Origin of the sequence: Flavobacterium plurextorum, assembly GCF_024638035.1 — a bacterium.
GTDB classification, from domain to species: Bacteria; Bacteroidota; Bacteroidia; order Flavobacteriales; family Flavobacteriaceae; genus Flavobacterium; species Flavobacterium plurextorum.
Map to the genome: position 1 here is coordinate 2,186,737 of NZ_CP100442.1, position 16,892 is coordinate 2,203,628.

Consider the following 16,892-nt stretch of genomic DNA (forward strand, 5'->3'; position numbering starts at 1 on the left):
TTTTATTTTCTGTATTGAGTTGATATGACTACCTTTGCACCTTAAAATATTATGCAAATGTCACATAAAGCAGGTTTTGTAAACATCATCGGGAACCCAAACGTTGGAAAATCAACACTAATGAATGCCTTTGTTGGTGAAAGACTATCTATCATTACATCAAAAGCACAAACAACACGTCATAGAATTCTAGGAATTGTAAATGGCGAAGATTTTCAATTGGTACTTTCTGATACACCGGGAATTATAAAACCGGCGTATGAAATGCAGGAGTCGATGATGAACTTCGTAAAATCGGCTTTTGAAGATGCTGATATTTTAATCTATATGGTCGAAATAGGAGAGCAGGACTTAAAAGACGAAGCTTTCTTCAATAAAATTATTTATGCTAAGATTCCGGTTTTATTACTTTTAAATAAAATCGACAATTCGAATCAGGAACAATTAGAAGAGCAGGTTTCTTTTTGGAAAGAAAAAGTGCCAAATGCAGAAATTTTCCCAATCTCGGCTTTACAAAACTTTAATGTACCTGAAGTTTTTGGCAGAATTATCGAATTATTGCCAGAATCACCAGCCTATTATCCAAAAGATCAGTTAACAGATAAACCAGAACGTTTTTTTGTAAACGAAACTATTCGCGAAAAAATCTTATTGAATTACAGTAAAGAGATTCCGTATGCAGTAGAAATCGTAACAGAAGAATTCTTTGAAGACGAAAAGATTATCAGAATCCGTTCTGTAATTATGGTGGAACGTGATACTCAAAAAGGAATTATCATTGGACACAAAGGTGCAGCTCTAAAGAAAGTGGGAATGGATGCTCGTGTTGATTTAGAGAAATTCTTTGGAAAACAAATTCACATTGAGCTTTATGTAAAAGTGAATAAAAACTGGAGAAGCAACGCTAATATGTTGAAACGATTTGGTTATAATCAATAGAGTTTTTGTTTCAAGTTTCAGATTAGGCCTTAACGTTCAACCTGAAACTTGAAACCTGAAACCTGAAACAAAAAAGACAATAAAATCGTAGGTACTTAGAAACGCAGCATTTCAGCAACTTTTTTTAACTACCTTTGCAAAAAATTTAAATAAAGCATTTTGGATTTATAATTTATTGTGATTTAGTCAAAAAACAAATCTAAAATTGTAAATCAGGAATCTAAAATTCAAAAAAATGAATAACATTGTTGCGATAGTAGGAAGACCTAATGTAGGGAAATCGACCCTTTTTAATAGGCTGATACAAAGAAGAGAAGCTATTGTAGATTCAGTATCTGGGGTTACCCGTGATAGAAACTATGGTAAAAGCGAGTGGAACGGAAAAGAGTTTTCTGTAATTGATACGGGTGGATACGTTCGCGGATCTGATGACGTATTTGAAGGTGAAATCCGTAAACAAGTAGAGCTTGCTATCGACGAAGCCGATGTTATTATTTTTGTAGTTGATGTAGAAGAAGGAATTACACCAATGGATGAAACGGTTGCTAAATTGTTGCGTAAAGTAACAAAACCAGTTTTATTGGCTGTAAATAAAGTAGATAACGCAATGCGTGAGAAAGATGCAATTGAGTTTTATAATCTTGGTTTAGGAGATTATTATACGTTTGCAAGTATCTCAGGAAGCGGAACTGGAGATTTATTAGATGCTTTAATTGATGCATTTCCAGAAAAAGAACCAGTTGAAGTTACTGAAGAATTACCTCGTTTTGCAGTTGTAGGACGTCCAAATGCAGGAAAATCTAGTTTTATCAATGCCTTAATTGGTCAAGATCGTTATATTGTAACTGATATTGCTGGTACAACTCGTGATGCCATTGATACTAAATTTGACCGTTTTGGTTTTGAATTTAATTTAGTTGACACTGCAGGAATTCGTCGTAAAGCAAAAGTTAAAGAAGATTTAGAGTTTTACTCCGTAATGCGTTCTGTAAGAGCAATTGAGCATGCCGATGTTTGTATCTTAGTAATCGATGCAACTCGTGGTTTTGAAGGTCAGGATCAAAGTATTTTTTGGCTTGCAGAGAAAAACCGTAAAGGTGTTGTAATCTTAGTAAACAAATGGGATTTGGTCGAAAAAGATACCATGTCAAGCCGTGATTACGAAGAAAAAATCAAAAGAGAATTAATGCCTTTTACAGATGTGCCAATTTTGTTTGTTTCGGCTTTAACAAAACAGCGTTTACTAAAAGCATTAGAAGCGACAGTTCAAGTTTTTGAAAATAGAAAGCAAAGAATTTCGACTTCAAAATTCAATGAATATATGTTGAAAGTTATTGAAGCATATCCACCGCCGGCAACAAAAGGTAAATATGTGAAAATTAAATATTGCATGCAATTGCCAACGCAAACACCTCAGTTTGTATTTTTTGCCAATATGCCTCAATACGTAAAAGAACCATATAAAAGATATTTGGAGAATAAAATTCGTGACAATTGGGATTTTGCAGGAGTTCCGATTGATATTTATATTCGAGAGAAATAAAAATAGGAGTCCCCATTTAAGGGGACTTTTTTTTGTGCCTAGTTTTTTAATGGCATGCTATTTGGATAAATGTAAAAACCACAATTAAACCTTTTGCCTATTTTGTAGTCTAATAGATCAAACTAATTAACCAACCCAATTTTATGACCAAATATTTTTGGCTTATACTCATTTGTTTTCTTTGTTTTTCGGCTAATGCCCAGAACGATATCATTGTAAAAGGTACCGTTGTTGATATTAATACTCAACTGCCATTAGAGCTGGCAACGGTTTACTTTACAACTGTTAAAGACTCAACCGTTTTAGAATATGCCACCACAGATAAAAATGGTTTTTTTAGTATTAAAACAAGAAAGTATGACAAACCTGTTTTCTTGAAAGTGAATTATATGGGATATCAACCCTATTTTGAAGAAGAAAAAGCACTGTTGGAAAGTAAAGATTTTGGTAAACTGTATCTTTTAGAAAATGTAAATGCATTGAAAGATGTAATTATAAAAACGGAAGCCGCTCCAATCACTATAAAAAAAGATACATTAGAGTTTAATGCAGCTTCTTATAAAGTACGTCCCGATTCAAATGTTGAAACTTTACTGAAACAACTGCCCGGTTTTGATGTTGATAATAATGGTAAAATCACAGTAAATGGGAGAGAGGTTAATCAAGTTTTAGTAAATGGAAAGACTTTTTTTGATAAAGACGGTGCCATAGCTATAAAAAATCTTCCAGCTGATATTATAAAGAAAATTCAAGTTTCGGATTTTAAAACCAAAAAAGAAGAGCTTTCAAAACAAGAATCTACTTCTGATTTTTCGAGTCTTAATATCACGATCGATGAAAAGAAAAATAAAGGTTATTTCGGAAAAATATTGGGAGGTTATGGTTCTGATGATCGCTATGAAAGCAGTCTTCTTTTAAATTTCTTTAATAATAAACAAAAAATTAGTGTTCTCGCTTCATCAAACAACATCAACTCTACTGGTTTTGCTATGGATGAGGTTTTTGATAATATGGGCGGAGGCCGAAATAATAGAGGCGGAGGCGGAAGTTCCAACAGTGGTAAAGGAATTACACAGTCTAATTTAGTAGGAGTGAATTATTCTGATGATTGGACAGAAAAATTAGCAGCTATGGGAAGTTACAATTTTTCAAACTCAATTAACAAAAACGACAGTAAAGCAGATCAAGTAAGTTTTTTGCCAACGGGAAATATTCTCACTTCTTCTGATTCAAAAACTAAAAATGAAAATACGGGTAATAGTGCTAATTTTGAATTAGAATACAAAATAAATCCATCGACAAGACTTGTAATTGTACCAAAAGTTAATCAGTCACGTTCTAACGGAAATTCGTCATCTTCGAGTTCTTCTGAAGATGAAAATGGAAATGCATTAAACGAAAGTAAAGCAAATTCTCATTCAGAAAGTACAAACAACAGTTTTGCAAATACGATTAATTTTAATAAAGCATTTGCGAAAAACTGGCGTAATCTAAGTTTTGTTTTTGATAATAACAATACAAGTACCAACTCGGATTCATTTAATGTTTCGCAGACTATTTTTTATCAAGACAGTAAACCTAGCGACGATCGAAACCAGAAAGGACAAAACAGTAATAAAAATGATGCTTATTCATTTGAAATCGAATATACGGAGCCGGTAACAGATTCATTGCGAATTAGATTTGGTACTGATTTCGATTGGAAAAGTGAGATGAAAGATGCGAAAACTTTTGATTTTGATGCAGCAACACAATCTTATTCTGATTTAAATGAATCGTTGACAAATTATACTACTTCGAGACAAAATTCTATCAGTCCAAAAGTTGGAATTACTTGGCAGAAAAATAAATACACTTTAAACGTAAATACGAGAACAGCGATAATTGATTTTGATAATCACTCCCTTTACTTAAATCAAGCAACAGATTTGGATAAAAGATACGCATTGCCTTTTGCCGATGCTCAATTGCGATACAAATTCAGCCGTTCAAAATTTCTTTCATTCAAATATGATTATTCAAATGCATTGCCGTCAGCGGTAGAATTAATGCCGGTAGTAAATTTGAATAATCCATTGAATACCATCGTCGGAAATCCGAATTTAAAGCCAATTGAAAAAAACAGTGCCAATTTTACTTTTAAAAACTATGATTTTAGAACTCGTTCAGGATATAGTTTGTATGTAAAAGGAGATTATTTTAATAATGATGTAGTTTCTACTTCAGTTTATGATGACAGTGGAAAAAGAACAACTACTTACGTAAATATTTCGGGAACTTATACGACTTCTATTGGAGGAAATTGGAATCAATCGATTAAAAGAGATGCTCACATCCTGCGTTATGGATTGGGTTTAAACGGAAGTTACTCTTTTGATAAAGGATTTACGAATGCTGTTTTGTACAATGCAAAATCTACAGCCGTGACTCCAAGATTATATATGACTTATGAATATGGAGAATTGCTTTCTATTTCTCCATCGTATAGTTTATCATACAACGAAACTAAGTATGAAAATATCTTAAGAGATGCAAGTTCAAATGTAGTGCACAGAATTAATTTGCAGACTACAAGTTATTGGCCTGCCAATTTAATTTTTGGAAATGATTTTGGATACACCTATAATTCTAATATCTCAAGTAATTTCAAGAAGGATTTTTACCTCTGGAATACCAGTTTATCTTATGGCTTTTTTGATAAAAAGATCTACGCAAAAGTAAAAGTTTATGATATTTTAAATCAGAATCAAAGTGCAACGAGAACAATTTCGGCAACGTCTATTCGCGATGAAGAAAACACAGTTTTAAAACGTTATGTAATGTTTTCCGTAAGTTATAAAATAGGAAACTTTGCTGGCGCCGAAAAAAAAGGAGGAAAGAAAAGAATGAGAGAGGAATAGTTTTTTAGGTTAATAGATTTTAACGAAGAGGCGCACTGAAGTGCGTCTCTTTTTGTATTTTAAAGACTGATCTGAAATAAAGTAAACAGGAGAGACTTTAATTAAATTTACAACTCACAACTTACAATTTGCGGTCGATTCGGTGATAAAGTGTAAATCGGATAATATCTCGATTATAAAAATCAATTCCGCTGGCACGTCTTTGGAAACTTTTTAAGTAACCTAATTCTAGACCAATGTTTGGATTAATGTGATAGCGAAGCGCCGCATAAAGTCTGTTTTGATCGAATGTATTTCGCTTATTATCTTTTCCAAAATTAAACATGATTTCATCAGAGATTGTGCCTTTTAAACTTCGTTTCTCTTTTTCCCATAATGTAAATGTCGACTGCAGTCTGTAGCGAAATCGATAAGCAAAAGAAAAATTGTCTAGTAATTCTGTTTTACTCGCTTTCTGAAAAAAACGCTCTTCAAGCTGAAAACGATTGTGAACAGTAATTTTGGCAATATCATTTATAAAAGTAATATCCTGCTGAGCTCGATACTCAGGAATTGAAAAATTAGGATCGACATTTGGGTCTTGAGTATTTACATTAAAGTAAGCAAAACCTCCTCCTAAATCTATAGTTTTAGCAGCACGATATCGTCCTTGAACGCGTATTACAAATAAGTTTTGGTGAATAGGATTTAAAAAGCTGCGATTATCAAATTCGGAGTGAAGTGCCCATTTCTCGCTCAAAGGCAAGATATTGTAATATCTAATCCATGCTAATGTCTGCTGATCTGTTTTCTTTTGATTTTGTGCAGATAAAAAGGGACTAATTAAGCCTAGAAAAAAAAATAATTTGAAAAACTTCATTCAATTGATAAATTCAGGCTGCGAATATATACAAATGTGAATAAATGAACTGAAATGAAAGTTATTTTTTATTATGCTTTCTGTTTGATTTTGTGATTGTTTTGCCGATTAAATATTTATTAATTCGGAATCAAAAATGATTAATGCTTCTTTTTTCAAATTTAAAAAGGACTCCAATTGAGGGATTATTTCCATTTCTAAAAAACGAACTTCAGGATTATTTTGATTTTCAATTTTTATATCATCGGTTAAATGAATCTTTTTAATTGAAGTTTTGTTTTTAAGTATCAGAATATAATTAAAATGGAATGATCCTGATTTTGTTGTAATGCCTAAAATACTGTTTAACGCACTAATTTTCTTTTTTGCAAGCGGAGTAATTTTATAAAAAGCATTCTCCGTTTTATCAAAAAGTAATATTGTTTTATTTTGGATTGTCCCTCTATAAATGCTGTTAAGGAATATAGCTGTACTAATTAGAATCGAAAAAATTAAACCTCCTTTTAAGTCGATTAAGTATGTAATCGTAATTCCAATAACTAAAACAATAATTCCCAAAATAAAGTTTAGAAGTAAATAAGATTTATGATGCCAATACGGTTCAAATGAAATCTGGTTTTTTGAAACTTTAAAATTGTAATAGTGCTGCATTTTTATATTTGATTAATTCTCCTTGGATTTTGCTGTTTCCGAGATTAGAAAAAGGTTCGTTTGTGTAAAATCATCAATAAAGATCATTTTAAAAAATGAAACGAAATGCTGCTAAAAGTTTTTAAAATAACAGTTTATGTCTTTTGAATTCTTTTGATAAAAAAAACGAGATACGTGTAAAACGCATCTCGTTAATTTAAGTTTCTAACTTTAATTTAAATCTATAAGTTATATTTCAATGTAATTCCATAAGTTCTTTGATCTCCAAGAACACCTGCATATTGTCCCGCATTTCCTCCTGCAGGTAACAATTGCTCGTAATAATCTTTGTTTAAAAGATTACGTCCCCAAAAGTGAATTGATAATCCTTGTGAAGCACGGAAACCTAAACGAGCATTAAAAATTGCGTAACCTGGCACAACTAAATATTTTGAAGCCGAAGGGCTTGACGAAAATTCAGAACGAGCGTATGAATCAACAGCAACAAAAACTTTTCCAGCGTTTCCAAAGAATCTTGCATTATCAGAAAGTTCACCTCCTAGAGATCCTGCCCATCTTGAAGCACCTGGTAGAGTAGTTCCAGAAACATCTTTAAACGATACTGGAGCTCCAGTTTCTTCTAATGGAAGCGGTGCATTTGTAAATTTAACATACTTTCCATCAGTATAAGTAGCCGCAGCGTTTATTGTTAAGTGCGTGCTTACAACAAAACTAGCATCAAGCTCAGCACCTTTCACACGTACTTTGTCAGCATTAGCAAGATAACCCCTGTTTACACCCAATTCTGCAGCTTGAACGTTAGTTTGAAAATCTTTAATATCAGTATCAAAAAAGGCTAAATTGAAGATCGAATTTCTAAATGGAGAAGTCTTGATTCCAATTTCATAATGATTCACCTTTTCAGGTTTAATAACTGCAAGATCTAACAATGGCTGTCCTTTCGAATCTGTTGGAAGACCTGCAACATTTACACCAACTGGTTTGTAACTTTTAGCATAAGTTCCGTAAGCATTGATTTTATCGCTGAATTTATAAGTAACAGTAATGTTTCCTGAAAAATCAGTGTTGTCGGTACTAGAATCAAAAGCTTGATCCGAGTAAACTTGTTTTTTCAAAGCCAGCAATGCAGGATCAGTTGTTTGTAATCCGCCGTATGTTGTTCTAGCATAATGAGCATCTTTTTTGTCAAAATTATATCTTAAACCAGGTAAAACGTGTAAACGCTCTGTTAATGCCCAGTCCAATTGTCCAAATACTGCAGCACTTGATGCTCTAATACGAGCGTCGGTTTTGATACCATAACCTTCAAAAAGACCAGGAGTTTTCCATAACGGGCTTGTTGAACTTTGAGCAAATCTCCATTGTGCATTTCCAGATTCTTCAGTGCCATTTGTTTGTGATGTTTGGTCAATAAAGAATACTCCGGCAACACCGCTTAATTTTGATGTAAGTTGTCCTGCATAACGTACTTCTTGCGTTAACTGCGTTTGTCTTGTTGGATTTTGTGATTTAGCCAATACTTGTAATCCTGTAAAATCTCTATCGTTTGACGGATCCCAATTCCAAAAACGCCAAGCAGTTGTAGAAGTAAGAGTTCCTCCTCCAATTTTTGTGTCAATATTCAACGAAACACCTCCCATATCTTGTCCAGAACGCCATGGTGTGTCTTGATCAATTTTACGATCAAATGCATTTTGACTTGGAAGCTGATAATTTAAATCTTTGATAATAGCATTAAATTGACGGTAAGCAGCTCTTTGTGTTGGCGCAACACCAGCAATAACCTGAGCATATCCGTCTGGACGCTGTGTTGTAATATCAGCAGCAAGAATAATGTTTGTATTTACAGAAGGAGTAAAAAGTAATTGACCTCTAATTCCTTGATTGTTTAATGTATTTGTAGGTCTTCCAGTCACAATATTATCAACTAGACCATCACGTTGTGTTCCTGAGAAAGATAATCTACCAGCAACCTTTTTTTCTAAAGCGCCAGTCACCGAAGCTTTAGCCTGCAAGAAAGCAAAATTTCCGTAGCTTACTTCAAAATCGGCACCAGTAGTAAAACTTGGTTTACGAGTTGTTATATTAAAGGCTCCCGAAGTCGTGTTTTTTCCAAACAATGATCCTTGCGGTCCGCGTAATACCTCAATTTGTTCTATATCAATAAAATCTAGAGTTGTAGCTGCCGGACGCGCGTAGTAAACGCCGTCAACGTAAAAACCAACACCTGGATCAATACCGTCATTTGTTAATCCGAAAGGAGAACCTAAACTTCTAATGTTGATACCTGTATTTCTTGGATTTGAAGAATAAAGTTGTACTGAAGGAACTAATTCTTTAATTCTATTAACATTAAAAGCTCCAGTTTGCTCTGCTTGTTTTCCTGTAATAACCGAAATAGCAATTGGAACATCTTGAACTTTTTCTATACGACGTCTTGAAGATACTACAACTTCAATAAGTTCATTTTCTTCTTTTAGCAGAACTTGAATTGGGTTTACTGGTATTGCAGTTACTTCGATTTCAGCAGTTGTATATCCAACGTACTGAATTAAAAGTGTCAAAGGTAATCTTCCTTTTGAATCGATTGTAAATTTTCCGCTGTTGTCAGTAACAGCACTGTTCGTAGTTCCTTTAACTACCACGTTAACGGCTTCTAAAGGAGTATTTTCACTTGTTGTAACAACACCTTCAATGTTCTGTGCAAATGAGAAAGAGAAAGTTAAAAAGAATACTATTGTAAAGATATTTTGTGTAAATGTTTTCATTTTTACATTAAGTATATGTGATTAGTAGAGTTTAAAATAAAATTTTTTTAAATCAACACATACACATTATAGAGGAATTGCTTTTCACAACTGCGAAAAGTCTTGTAGAATTGTTTTGCCAAAGTTTTGTTACACCTGATGAACTAAAATGTACTTTCATGAGTTAAAATTTTGTAAATGGTTTGTTAATTATTTTTGGCAAATATATGTAATTAATTCTATGGATTTAATAGGAATTATAAAATATTTTTTTATTTATTTACTAATGAAGCGATTGTGATGCCTTCCATTGCCTTTAAAGTTTTGTCTCTGATAAGCATTAAACCGTGACGCAGACTGCATTCAGACTCGGTTTTACAATCAGAGCAAGGCTCATAAAAATTTAAAGAAGCGCATGGCAAAAGTGCAATTGCACCGTCAAATAATCGGTGAATTTCTGCCAAAGTGATATCATTTTTTGATTTTATCAGATAATATCCACCAAATTTTCCCTGCTTGCTGCTCACAAAACGTCCTCGTTTTAGATCTAATAAAATTTGTTCTAAAAACTTTTTAGGAATGTTAGCGCCATCAGCAATTTCTATTGTTCTAGAAATGTGATTTTCGTCTTGTTCTGCTAAATAAAGTAAGGCCTTAAGGGCGTATTTTGCTTTATGTGATAACATCTATATTGAGTTATAAATTGTGAGTTATGAATTATAAATTTTTAGACTGATCGTTGTTATTGAGTTTAAAACCTGAAACAAGAAAAACCTGAAACCTGAAGCCAAAAAAATTACCAGCCTCCGCTTGAACCACCGCCAGAGAATCCGCCTCCGCCAAATCCACCGCCGAAGCCTCCGCCTCCGCCGAAACCGCCTCCAGATGATCCGCCGCCAAAACCTCCAAATCCACCGCCGCTTCTTCCAAGATTACTTAGAATAATAACATCAAGTAAACTAGGACCGCCGCCGCCATTGTTCCCAGAATTTCCACCGCCGCCTCTTTTATTTCGAGAGAGTAAAATTAAAACAATTACAACAATTATAATAAACGGGAGTATTGGAAAATCTTTTCCTTTAGTCTGCTTGCGTTCACCTTTGTATTTGCCTTTAAAAACATCAAAAAGAGCATCAGCACCTTTATCAAGTCCGCGGTAATAACTTCCTGCTTTAAATTCAGGAATAATAATATTACGAATAATGGTTCCGCCAATACCAGCTGTCAATCTATCTTCTAAGCCATATCCAGGATTTATAGCGATTTTCTTCTCGGCTTTAGCCAGTAAGATAATAACGCCATTGTCTTCTTTTGCTTGACCTAATCCCCAAGTTTGAGCCCATTTTGTAGCTAATTGACTTACGTCTTCGCCTTTTAAACTTTCAATTGTAATGACTACAATTTGTGTTGACGTAGAATCTGAATATCGAATTAGTTTTTCTTCTAACTGCGTTTTTTCAGAAGCACTTAAAACATTAGCATAATCATAAACCGAGGTTTGAAAATCTGGTTTTTTTGGAATTTCAAATTGTGCAAGAATGATATTGCTTGTAAAAAAAGTAATGAACAGAAGGGTAAACTGAAAAATTCTATTGGAATTTGAGATTTTATTTTTGGAATTTTTCATTATTTATCCTTTTGAGATTTCGTTAGATAATTCGTTTGTATCGTCTGCCAATGAAGGAAAATATTTTTTCAATTGCTCGCCTGCATTTAAAATGCCGTCAACAATACCTTGTTTAAAGTTTCCGGATTTAAAATGGTTGGTCATAATGTCTTTGGTACAATGCCAAAAATCGTCTGCAACTAAATCATTAATTCCTTTGTCACCGCAAATGACAAAATTCTTATCATCAACAGCAAAATAAAGCAATACACCATTTTTTAACCTGGTTTCATGCATTTTTAATTCATGAAAAACTTCTAAAGCTCTATCATAATGAGCTTTAGAAGATGTTCTTTCTATATGAACTCTAATTTCGCCAGAAGTGTTTTTTTCGGCCATACGAATAGCTTCAACAATTTCTTGCTCTTCTTCTTTGCTTAAAAAATCTTCTACTTTTGACATTGAAATTATTTTTGAGTGAAGATTAACGATTGCCGATTTCAGAGTAATTCTAAAATCAACAATCGTTAATCAAAAATATTAAATCTAATTCTTAGAATTTTACTTCAACTGGTTTTTCAGCACCGGCAACAGCTTCAAAGTATGGTTTTTCTTTGTATTCGCTCAAGAACCATTTGTTCGGGATAGATAAAACATAACCGTTGTATACTTGTACCGCTTCGTTAAAACGAGTTCTAGCCGTTAAAATTTGGTTTTCAGTACTTGCTAATTCATCTTGTAATTTCAAGAAGTTCTCATTAGCTTTTAAAGTTGGATATTGCTCCACAGAAACTAATAATCTTGATAAAGATGAAGATACACCGCTTTGAGCTTGATTAAATTGTGCTAATTGCTCTGGAGTAACATTACTAGGATCAATTGTTACAGATGTTGCTTTTGCACGAGCTTCGATTACTGCTGTCAAAGTTGATTTTTCAAAATCAGCAGCACCTTTTACCGTGTTTACTAAGTTTCCAATAAGGTCATTTCTTCTTTGGTAAGTAGTACTAACATTTCCCCACTCTTTATTAACCGCTTGGCTGTGTTGTAAAGCAGTATTTTTAATTCCAATTGACCAAAATGCAACTATAGCAATTAGTACAACAATAATTCCTACGGGGATTAACCATTTTTTCATATTAGTTTTGATTTAAGTTTATTTCTATTTTTAATTACAATTCGTTTTTTATTTCGTTTAATTGTGTTTTTATCGTCTCTAATTTACGTATTATTTCGAATTTATCTAATGTTTTCTTTTGGCCCTCTTTTAGGTGTGTTTTTGCACCTTCCAATGTAAAACCTCTTTCTTTAACAAGGTGATAAATCAATTGCAAATTGGTAATATCATCCGGCGTAAACATTCTGTTTCCTTTGGCATTCTTTTTTGGTTTTAAAATATCAAATTCGCTGTCCCAAAACCGAATCAATGATGCATTGACATTAAAAGCTTTGGCAACTTCGCCAATACTGAAATATCTTTTATCTTTTGAAAGCTCGATATGCATGTTTTTTTCTTTCTAATTTATTTCAAAAATAGTACTTTTTAGAGTGGAACCCTAAAGTCGAAAGTCAAAAGTCATAAAGTTTTTAAAGTCCTGCATTTGTTTTTTTATTTTTACCCACTGGGTATGTTTAAAAAAAAAGCACAAAGTCAACATCGGTAACAACTTTATGACTTTACAACTTTACAACTTTTGACTAGCGTATGTTAATCTAATGACTGATTTTCTTGGTTTGCCATTTGCGAAATCGCGACATATTCTACTGCCGAAATGTTTCCGTAATAAAAATTCAGCGGATTTACGACTTTTCCGTCTTTATGAACTTCATAATGACAATGCGGTCCTTCAGATCTTCCTGTGCTTCCTACATAACCAATTATGTCACCTCTTTTTACTTTTTGTCCTGGTCTGCAATTGTATTTGCTTAAATGAGCGTATAAACTTTCGTAACCAAAACCGTGCCTAATTACAACGTGATTTCCAAATCCAGATGCGGCGGCATCAGCTCTTTCTACTACGCCGTCGCCAGTGGCAAAAACGGGTGAGCCCGTGCTGGCAGTAAAATCCATTCCGTTATGCATTTTTCGCACTTTTGTGAAAGGATCGATTCTATATCCAAAACCAGATGCAACCCTTTTTAGATTTTCATTTTGAACTGGCTGAATTGCCGGAATGGCTAATAATAGATTTCCTTTTGTACTTGCCAATTTTAATATTTCATCTAATGATTTAGATTGAATAGCCAATTCTTTAGAAAGTTTATCGATTCGCTTTGTGGTGTTTAGGACCAGTTGCGAATTATTGTATCCTTCTAATATTTTATATCTTTCAGGGTCTCTAAAACCTGCTTTTCGAATGGAATCTGGAATTTCTCCTTTATTAAAATAAACTCTATAAATATTATTATCTCGATCTTCAAGTGCTTCAGCAACAGCATCAATTTCATCCAGTTTTTTATTCAAAATAGAATATTGCAGTTTTAAATTTTCGATTTCACGTGCCTGTAAACGATCTCTTGGAGTTTCAAAATAGGGAGTATTAAGCAGAAGTACAAAAACTAAAAAACCAAATAATGCTGAAGCCAATAAAAACAGCAAGATATAGCCGAATTTAATCCTTTTTCTGGTTTTTATTTTTGTATAAGCCAGATTTTCTGAGTCGTAATAATATTTTACTTTCGCCATATTTTAAAATACGCTATTTTTGCAGCTTGTAAAAGTAGTTAGTCGAACAAAATTACTAAATGTTTCAGTTGTTCGGGGCTTTTTTTCAAGAATTAAAACAATTAGGTAATGTGTCAATTTGAGAATTAGATAATGCTTTAAAAACGAAATTTAGTGTTTTAAATTTTAAGTTTTTAATTGCGTTTTTCTAAGAATCACATTTTCAGATTGATTAAATTATCTCGTTGTCATAAATTATCACATTTTCAAATTGACACATTTTCTAATTTAAATATGAAATCACAAGACGTACGTAAACAATTTTTAGATTTTTTTGAGAGTAAAGGGCATACTATTGTTCCTTCGGCTCCGATTGTACTTAAAGACGACCCAACCTTAATGTTCAATAACTCGGGAATGGCCCAGTTTAAAGAATTTTTCTTAGGAAACGGAACTCCAAAAAGTCCAAGAATAGCCGATACGCAAAAATGTCTTCGTGTTTCAGGAAAACATAACGATCTTGAGGAAGTTGGTATTGATACCTATCACCATACTATGTTTGAGATGTTAGGTAACTGGTCTTTTGGTGATTACTTTAAAAAAGAAGCAATCAATTGGGCTTGGGAATTATTGACGGAAGTGTATAAAATACCAAAAGAAAATCTTTATGTTTCTGTTTTTGAAGGAAGCAAAGAAGATAATGTTCCGTTTGATCAGGAAGCTTGGGATATTTGGAAAACATTAATCGACGAAGACCGAATTATTCTTGGTAACAAAAAGGATAATTTCTGGGAAATGGGAGATCAAGGACCATGTGGACCTTGTTCTGAAATTCACGTTGATTTACGTACTCCAGAAGAAAAGGCAGCAGTTTCAGGAAAAAGTTTGGTAAATAACGATCACCCGCAAGTAGTTGAAATCTGGAATAATGTATTCATGGAATTCAATCGTAAGGCAGATGGTTCTTTAGAAAAACTTCCTGCGCAACACGTTGATACCGGAATGGGATTTGAGCGTTTGTGTATGGCATTGCAAGGAAAAACATCAAACTATGACACTGATGTTTTCATGCCTTTAATTAGGGAAATTGAAACCATTACTGGAGCAAATTATACTGTTAAAGCTTCAAACGAAGCAGAAGATAAAGTAAATATCGCAATTCGTGTTGTGGCAGATCACGTTCGTGCTGTAGCTTTTGCTATTGCCGATGGACAATTGCCATCTAACACTGGAGCTGGATATGTAATTCGTAGAATTTTACGTCGTGCAATTCGTTACGGATTTACTTTCTTAAATACTAAAGAACCGTTTATTTATAAATTGGTGGAGACTTTGAGCGAGCAAATGGGAGATTCTTTCCCAGAAATCAGAACGCAGAAAGCTCTTTGTTCGAATGTAATTCGTGAAGAAGAAAACTCTTTCTTACGTACTTTAGATCAAGGTTTGATTCTTTTAGACGCTGTAATTTTAAATAATCAAGGAGATACAATCGATGGTAAAAAAGCATTCGAATTGTATGATACTTACGGTTTTCCAATCGATTTAACAGCTTTGATTCTTTCTGAAAAAGGATTAAAACTAGATGAAGCTGGATTCCAGGAACAATTGCAATTACAAAAAGAAAGATCTCGTGCTGCATCAAAAGTAACAGCTGGAGATTGGAACGTAATTGTTGAAGATGATATTCAGGAATTTGTTGGATATGACAGATTATCTCAGCAGGTAAAAATCACTAAATACCGTAGAGTTGACAGTGTAAAAGATGGAGAAATCTACCAATTAGTTTTCAATGCAACTCCATTTTACGGAGAAAGCGGAGGACAAACAGGAGATAAAGGATATTTAGAATCTCAAAATGGAGATATTATTTATATCATCGATACTAAAAAAGAGAATAACCAAACGATACATTTAGCAAAATCGCTGCCTGAAAATATTACAGGTACTTTTAATGCTGTTGTTGATTCTTTACAAAGAGCTAAAACTTCATCAAATCACTCGGCTACGCATTTATTGCACCAAGGTTTGAGAAAAATTTTAGGAACTCATATTGAGCAAAAAGGTTCGATGGTTCGTAATTCTTCATTACGTTTTGACTTTTCTCATTTCTCTAAAGTTAGTGATGAGGAATTGGCAGAAGTAGAGAATTTCGTAAATGCAAGGATTCGTGAAAGTTTACCATTAATCGAGAAAAGAGCAATACCAAAAGATCAAGCTCTTGAAGAAGGTGCAATTGCTTTGTTTGGAGAAAAATATGGTGATTTAGTTCGTATGATTAAATTTGGTGATTCAGTTGAATTATGCGGAGGAACACACGTTGCTAATACATCTGATATCTGGCATTTTAAAATTGTTTCTGAAGGTGCTGTTGCATCAGGAATTAGAAGAATTGAAGCAATTACAAGTGAAGCTGCAAAAGAGTATTTTGAGTCTCAAGCTGTTTCATTTAATGAAATTAAAGAAGCACTTAAAAATGCGCAAGATCCTGTAAAAGCAATTCAAGCATTGCAAGATGAAAATGCTCAATTGAAAAAACAATTGGAGGTTTTATTGAAAGATAAAGCTAAAAATATGAAAGCGGATTTGGCGAAGGAATTACAAGAAATCAACGGAGTTCAATTCTTAGCGAAACAAGTAGATTTAAATCCAGAAGGAGCAAAAGATTTAGCTTATGAGTTGGGTAATTCATACAATAATCTTTTTGTGGTTTTTGCTACGGCTCACGAAGGAAAACCAATGCTGACATGTTATATTTCGAAAGAGATTGTTGCTGATAAAAATCTAAACGCAGGACAAGTTGTTCGCGAATTAGGAAAATACATCCAAGGTGGAGGAGGAGGACAACCTTTCTTCGCAACTGCAGGAGGTAAAAATGTTGACGGAATTGCTGAGGCTTTGACTAAAGCGGTTGATTTTGTTAAATAAAGATTCTTAGGTTCTAAGATACTAAGGGACTAAGTTTTTATAATTCACAACAAACCC

At 33.4% G+C, this 16,892-nt stretch carries 13 protein-coding genes; 4 read left to right on the top strand and 9 right to left on the bottom strand.

What is annotated here, in order from left to right:
* The first annotated feature begins 57 nt into the window (after window positions 1-57).
* The 3 genes from era (at window position 58) to NLG42_RS09745 (ending at window position 5,382) form a co-directional block, all read left to right on the top strand.
* On the top strand, window positions 58-939 hold the full coding sequence (gene era, locus NLG42_RS09735; protein ID WP_089059298.1) for a GTPase Era: 882 nt from the start codon (window positions 58-60) through the stop codon (window positions 937-939).
* A 235-nt stretch (window positions 940-1,174) separates the two neighbouring features.
* Entirely contained in the window at window positions 1,175-2,482 is a 1,308-nt protein-coding gene (gene der / locus NLG42_RS09740; RefSeq protein WP_089059224.1) for a ribosome biogenesis GTPase Der, read from the top strand.
* Window positions 2,483-2,625: 143 nt separating this feature from the next.
* Window positions 2,626-5,382, top strand: a complete 2,757-nt coding sequence (locus NLG42_RS09745; protein ID WP_257683633.1) for an outer membrane beta-barrel protein — start codon at window positions 2,626-2,628, stop codon at window positions 5,380-5,382.
* Window positions 5,383-5,503: 121 nt separating this feature from the next.
* Here NLG42_RS09745 and NLG42_RS09750 read toward each other — a convergent pair whose 3' ends face one another.
* From NLG42_RS09750 to NLG42_RS09790, 9 genes are all read right to left on the bottom strand, one after another.
* Window positions 5,504-6,241, bottom strand: coding sequence for a DUF2490 domain-containing protein (locus tag NLG42_RS09750; protein ID WP_257683634.1), 738 nt, complete (start codon window positions 6,239-6,241; stop codon window positions 5,504-5,506).
* Window positions 6,242-6,349: 108 nt separating this feature from the next.
* A complete protein-coding gene (locus NLG42_RS09755) occupies window positions 6,350-6,892 on the bottom strand; it encodes a hypothetical protein (RefSeq protein WP_099720134.1) in 543 nt (180 codons plus the stop codon).
* Window positions 6,893-7,113: 221 nt separating this feature from the next.
* The gene (locus tag NLG42_RS09760; protein WP_257683635.1) at window positions 7,114-9,660 is read right to left on the bottom strand and encodes a TonB-dependent receptor; all 2,547 of its coding nucleotides are present in this window, start codon (window positions 9,658-9,660) and stop codon (window positions 7,114-7,116) included.
* 251 nt (window positions 9,661-9,911) lie between these two features.
* Window positions 9,912-10,325, bottom strand: coding sequence for an RrF2 family transcriptional regulator (locus NLG42_RS09765; protein WP_053470541.1), 414 nt, complete (start codon window positions 10,323-10,325; stop codon window positions 9,912-9,914).
* A gap of 110 nt (window positions 10,326-10,435) precedes the next feature.
* On the bottom strand, window positions 10,436-11,266 hold the full coding sequence (locus NLG42_RS09770) for a TPM domain-containing protein (protein ID WP_099720133.1): 831 nt from the start codon (window positions 11,264-11,266) through the stop codon (window positions 10,436-10,438).
* A gap of 3 nt (window positions 11,267-11,269) precedes the next feature.
* Window positions 11,270-11,707, bottom strand: a complete 438-nt coding sequence (locus tag NLG42_RS09775) for a TPM domain-containing protein (RefSeq protein ID WP_089053896.1) — start codon at window positions 11,705-11,707, stop codon at window positions 11,270-11,272.
* Window positions 11,708-11,798: 91 nt separating this feature from the next.
* Window positions 11,799-12,383 (bottom strand): LemA family protein, encoded by a 585-nt coding sequence (locus NLG42_RS09780; protein WP_089059230.1) that lies wholly within the window; start codon window positions 12,381-12,383, stop codon window positions 11,799-11,801.
* Between the two features lie 34 nt (window positions 12,384-12,417).
* Window positions 12,418-12,750 carry a MerR family transcriptional regulator gene (locus NLG42_RS09785; RefSeq protein ID WP_089053894.1) on the bottom strand — a complete coding sequence of 111 codons (333 nt, stop codon included), beginning with the start codon at window positions 12,748-12,750 and terminating at the stop codon, window positions 12,418-12,420.
* Window positions 12,751-12,953: 203 nt separating this feature from the next.
* The gene (locus NLG42_RS09790) at window positions 12,954-13,931 is read right to left on the bottom strand and encodes a peptidoglycan DD-metalloendopeptidase family protein (RefSeq protein ID WP_257683636.1); all 978 of its coding nucleotides are present in this window, start codon (window positions 13,929-13,931) and stop codon (window positions 12,954-12,956) included.
* Window positions 13,932-14,204: 273 nt separating this feature from the next.
* Between NLG42_RS09790 and alaS the strand changes: the two genes are divergently transcribed.
* Window positions 14,205-16,835 (top strand): alanine--tRNA ligase, encoded by a 2,631-nt coding sequence (gene alaS / locus NLG42_RS09795; protein WP_099720130.1) that lies wholly within the window; start codon window positions 14,205-14,207, stop codon window positions 16,833-16,835.
* Window positions 16,836-16,892 lie beyond the last annotated feature (57 nt).

What these genes read in the sequence shown, in the direction of transcription:
- NLG42_RS09770 (WP_099720133.1), bottom strand. Translation starts at nt 11,266, where the DNA reads ATGAAAAATTCCAAAAATAAAATCTCAAATTCCAATAGAATTTTTCAG.
- NLG42_RS09750 (WP_257683634.1), bottom strand. Translation starts at nt 6,241, where the DNA reads ATGAAGTTTTTCAAATTATTTTTTTTTCTAGGCTTAATTAGTCCCTTT.
- NLG42_RS09755 (WP_099720134.1), bottom strand. Translation starts at nt 6,892, where the DNA reads ATGCAGCACTATTACAATTTTAAAGTTTCAAAAAACCAGATTTCATTT.
- NLG42_RS09790 (WP_257683636.1), bottom strand. Translation starts at nt 13,931, where the DNA reads ATGGCGAAAGTAAAATATTATTACGACTCAGAAAATCTGGCTTATACA.
- NLG42_RS09775 (WP_089053896.1), bottom strand. Translation starts at nt 11,707, where the DNA reads ATGTCAAAAGTAGAAGATTTTTTAAGCAAAGAAGAAGAGCAAGAAATT.
- NLG42_RS09780 (WP_089059230.1), bottom strand. Translation starts at nt 12,383, where the DNA reads ATGAAAAAATGGTTAATCCCCGTAGGAATTATTGTTGTACTAATTGCT.
- der (WP_089059224.1), top strand. Translation starts at nt 1,175, where the DNA reads ATGAATAACATTGTTGCGATAGTAGGAAGACCTAATGTAGGGAAATCG.
- era (WP_089059298.1), top strand. Translation starts at nt 58, where the DNA reads ATGTCACATAAAGCAGGTTTTGTAAACATCATCGGGAACCCAAACGTT.
- NLG42_RS09765 (WP_053470541.1), bottom strand. Translation starts at nt 10,325, where the DNA reads ATGTTATCACATAAAGCAAAATACGCCCTTAAGGCCTTACTTTATTTA.
- alaS (WP_099720130.1), top strand. Translation starts at nt 14,205, where the DNA reads ATGAAATCACAAGACGTACGTAAACAATTTTTAGATTTTTTTGAGAGT.
- NLG42_RS09785 (WP_089053894.1), bottom strand. Translation starts at nt 12,750, where the DNA reads ATGCATATCGAGCTTTCAAAAGATAAAAGATATTTCAGTATTGGCGAA.
- NLG42_RS09760 (WP_257683635.1), bottom strand. Translation starts at nt 9,660, where the DNA reads ATGAAAACATTTACACAAAATATCTTTACAATAGTATTCTTTTTAACT.
- NLG42_RS09745 (WP_257683633.1), top strand. Translation starts at nt 2,626, where the DNA reads ATGACCAAATATTTTTGGCTTATACTCATTTGTTTTCTTTGTTTTTCG.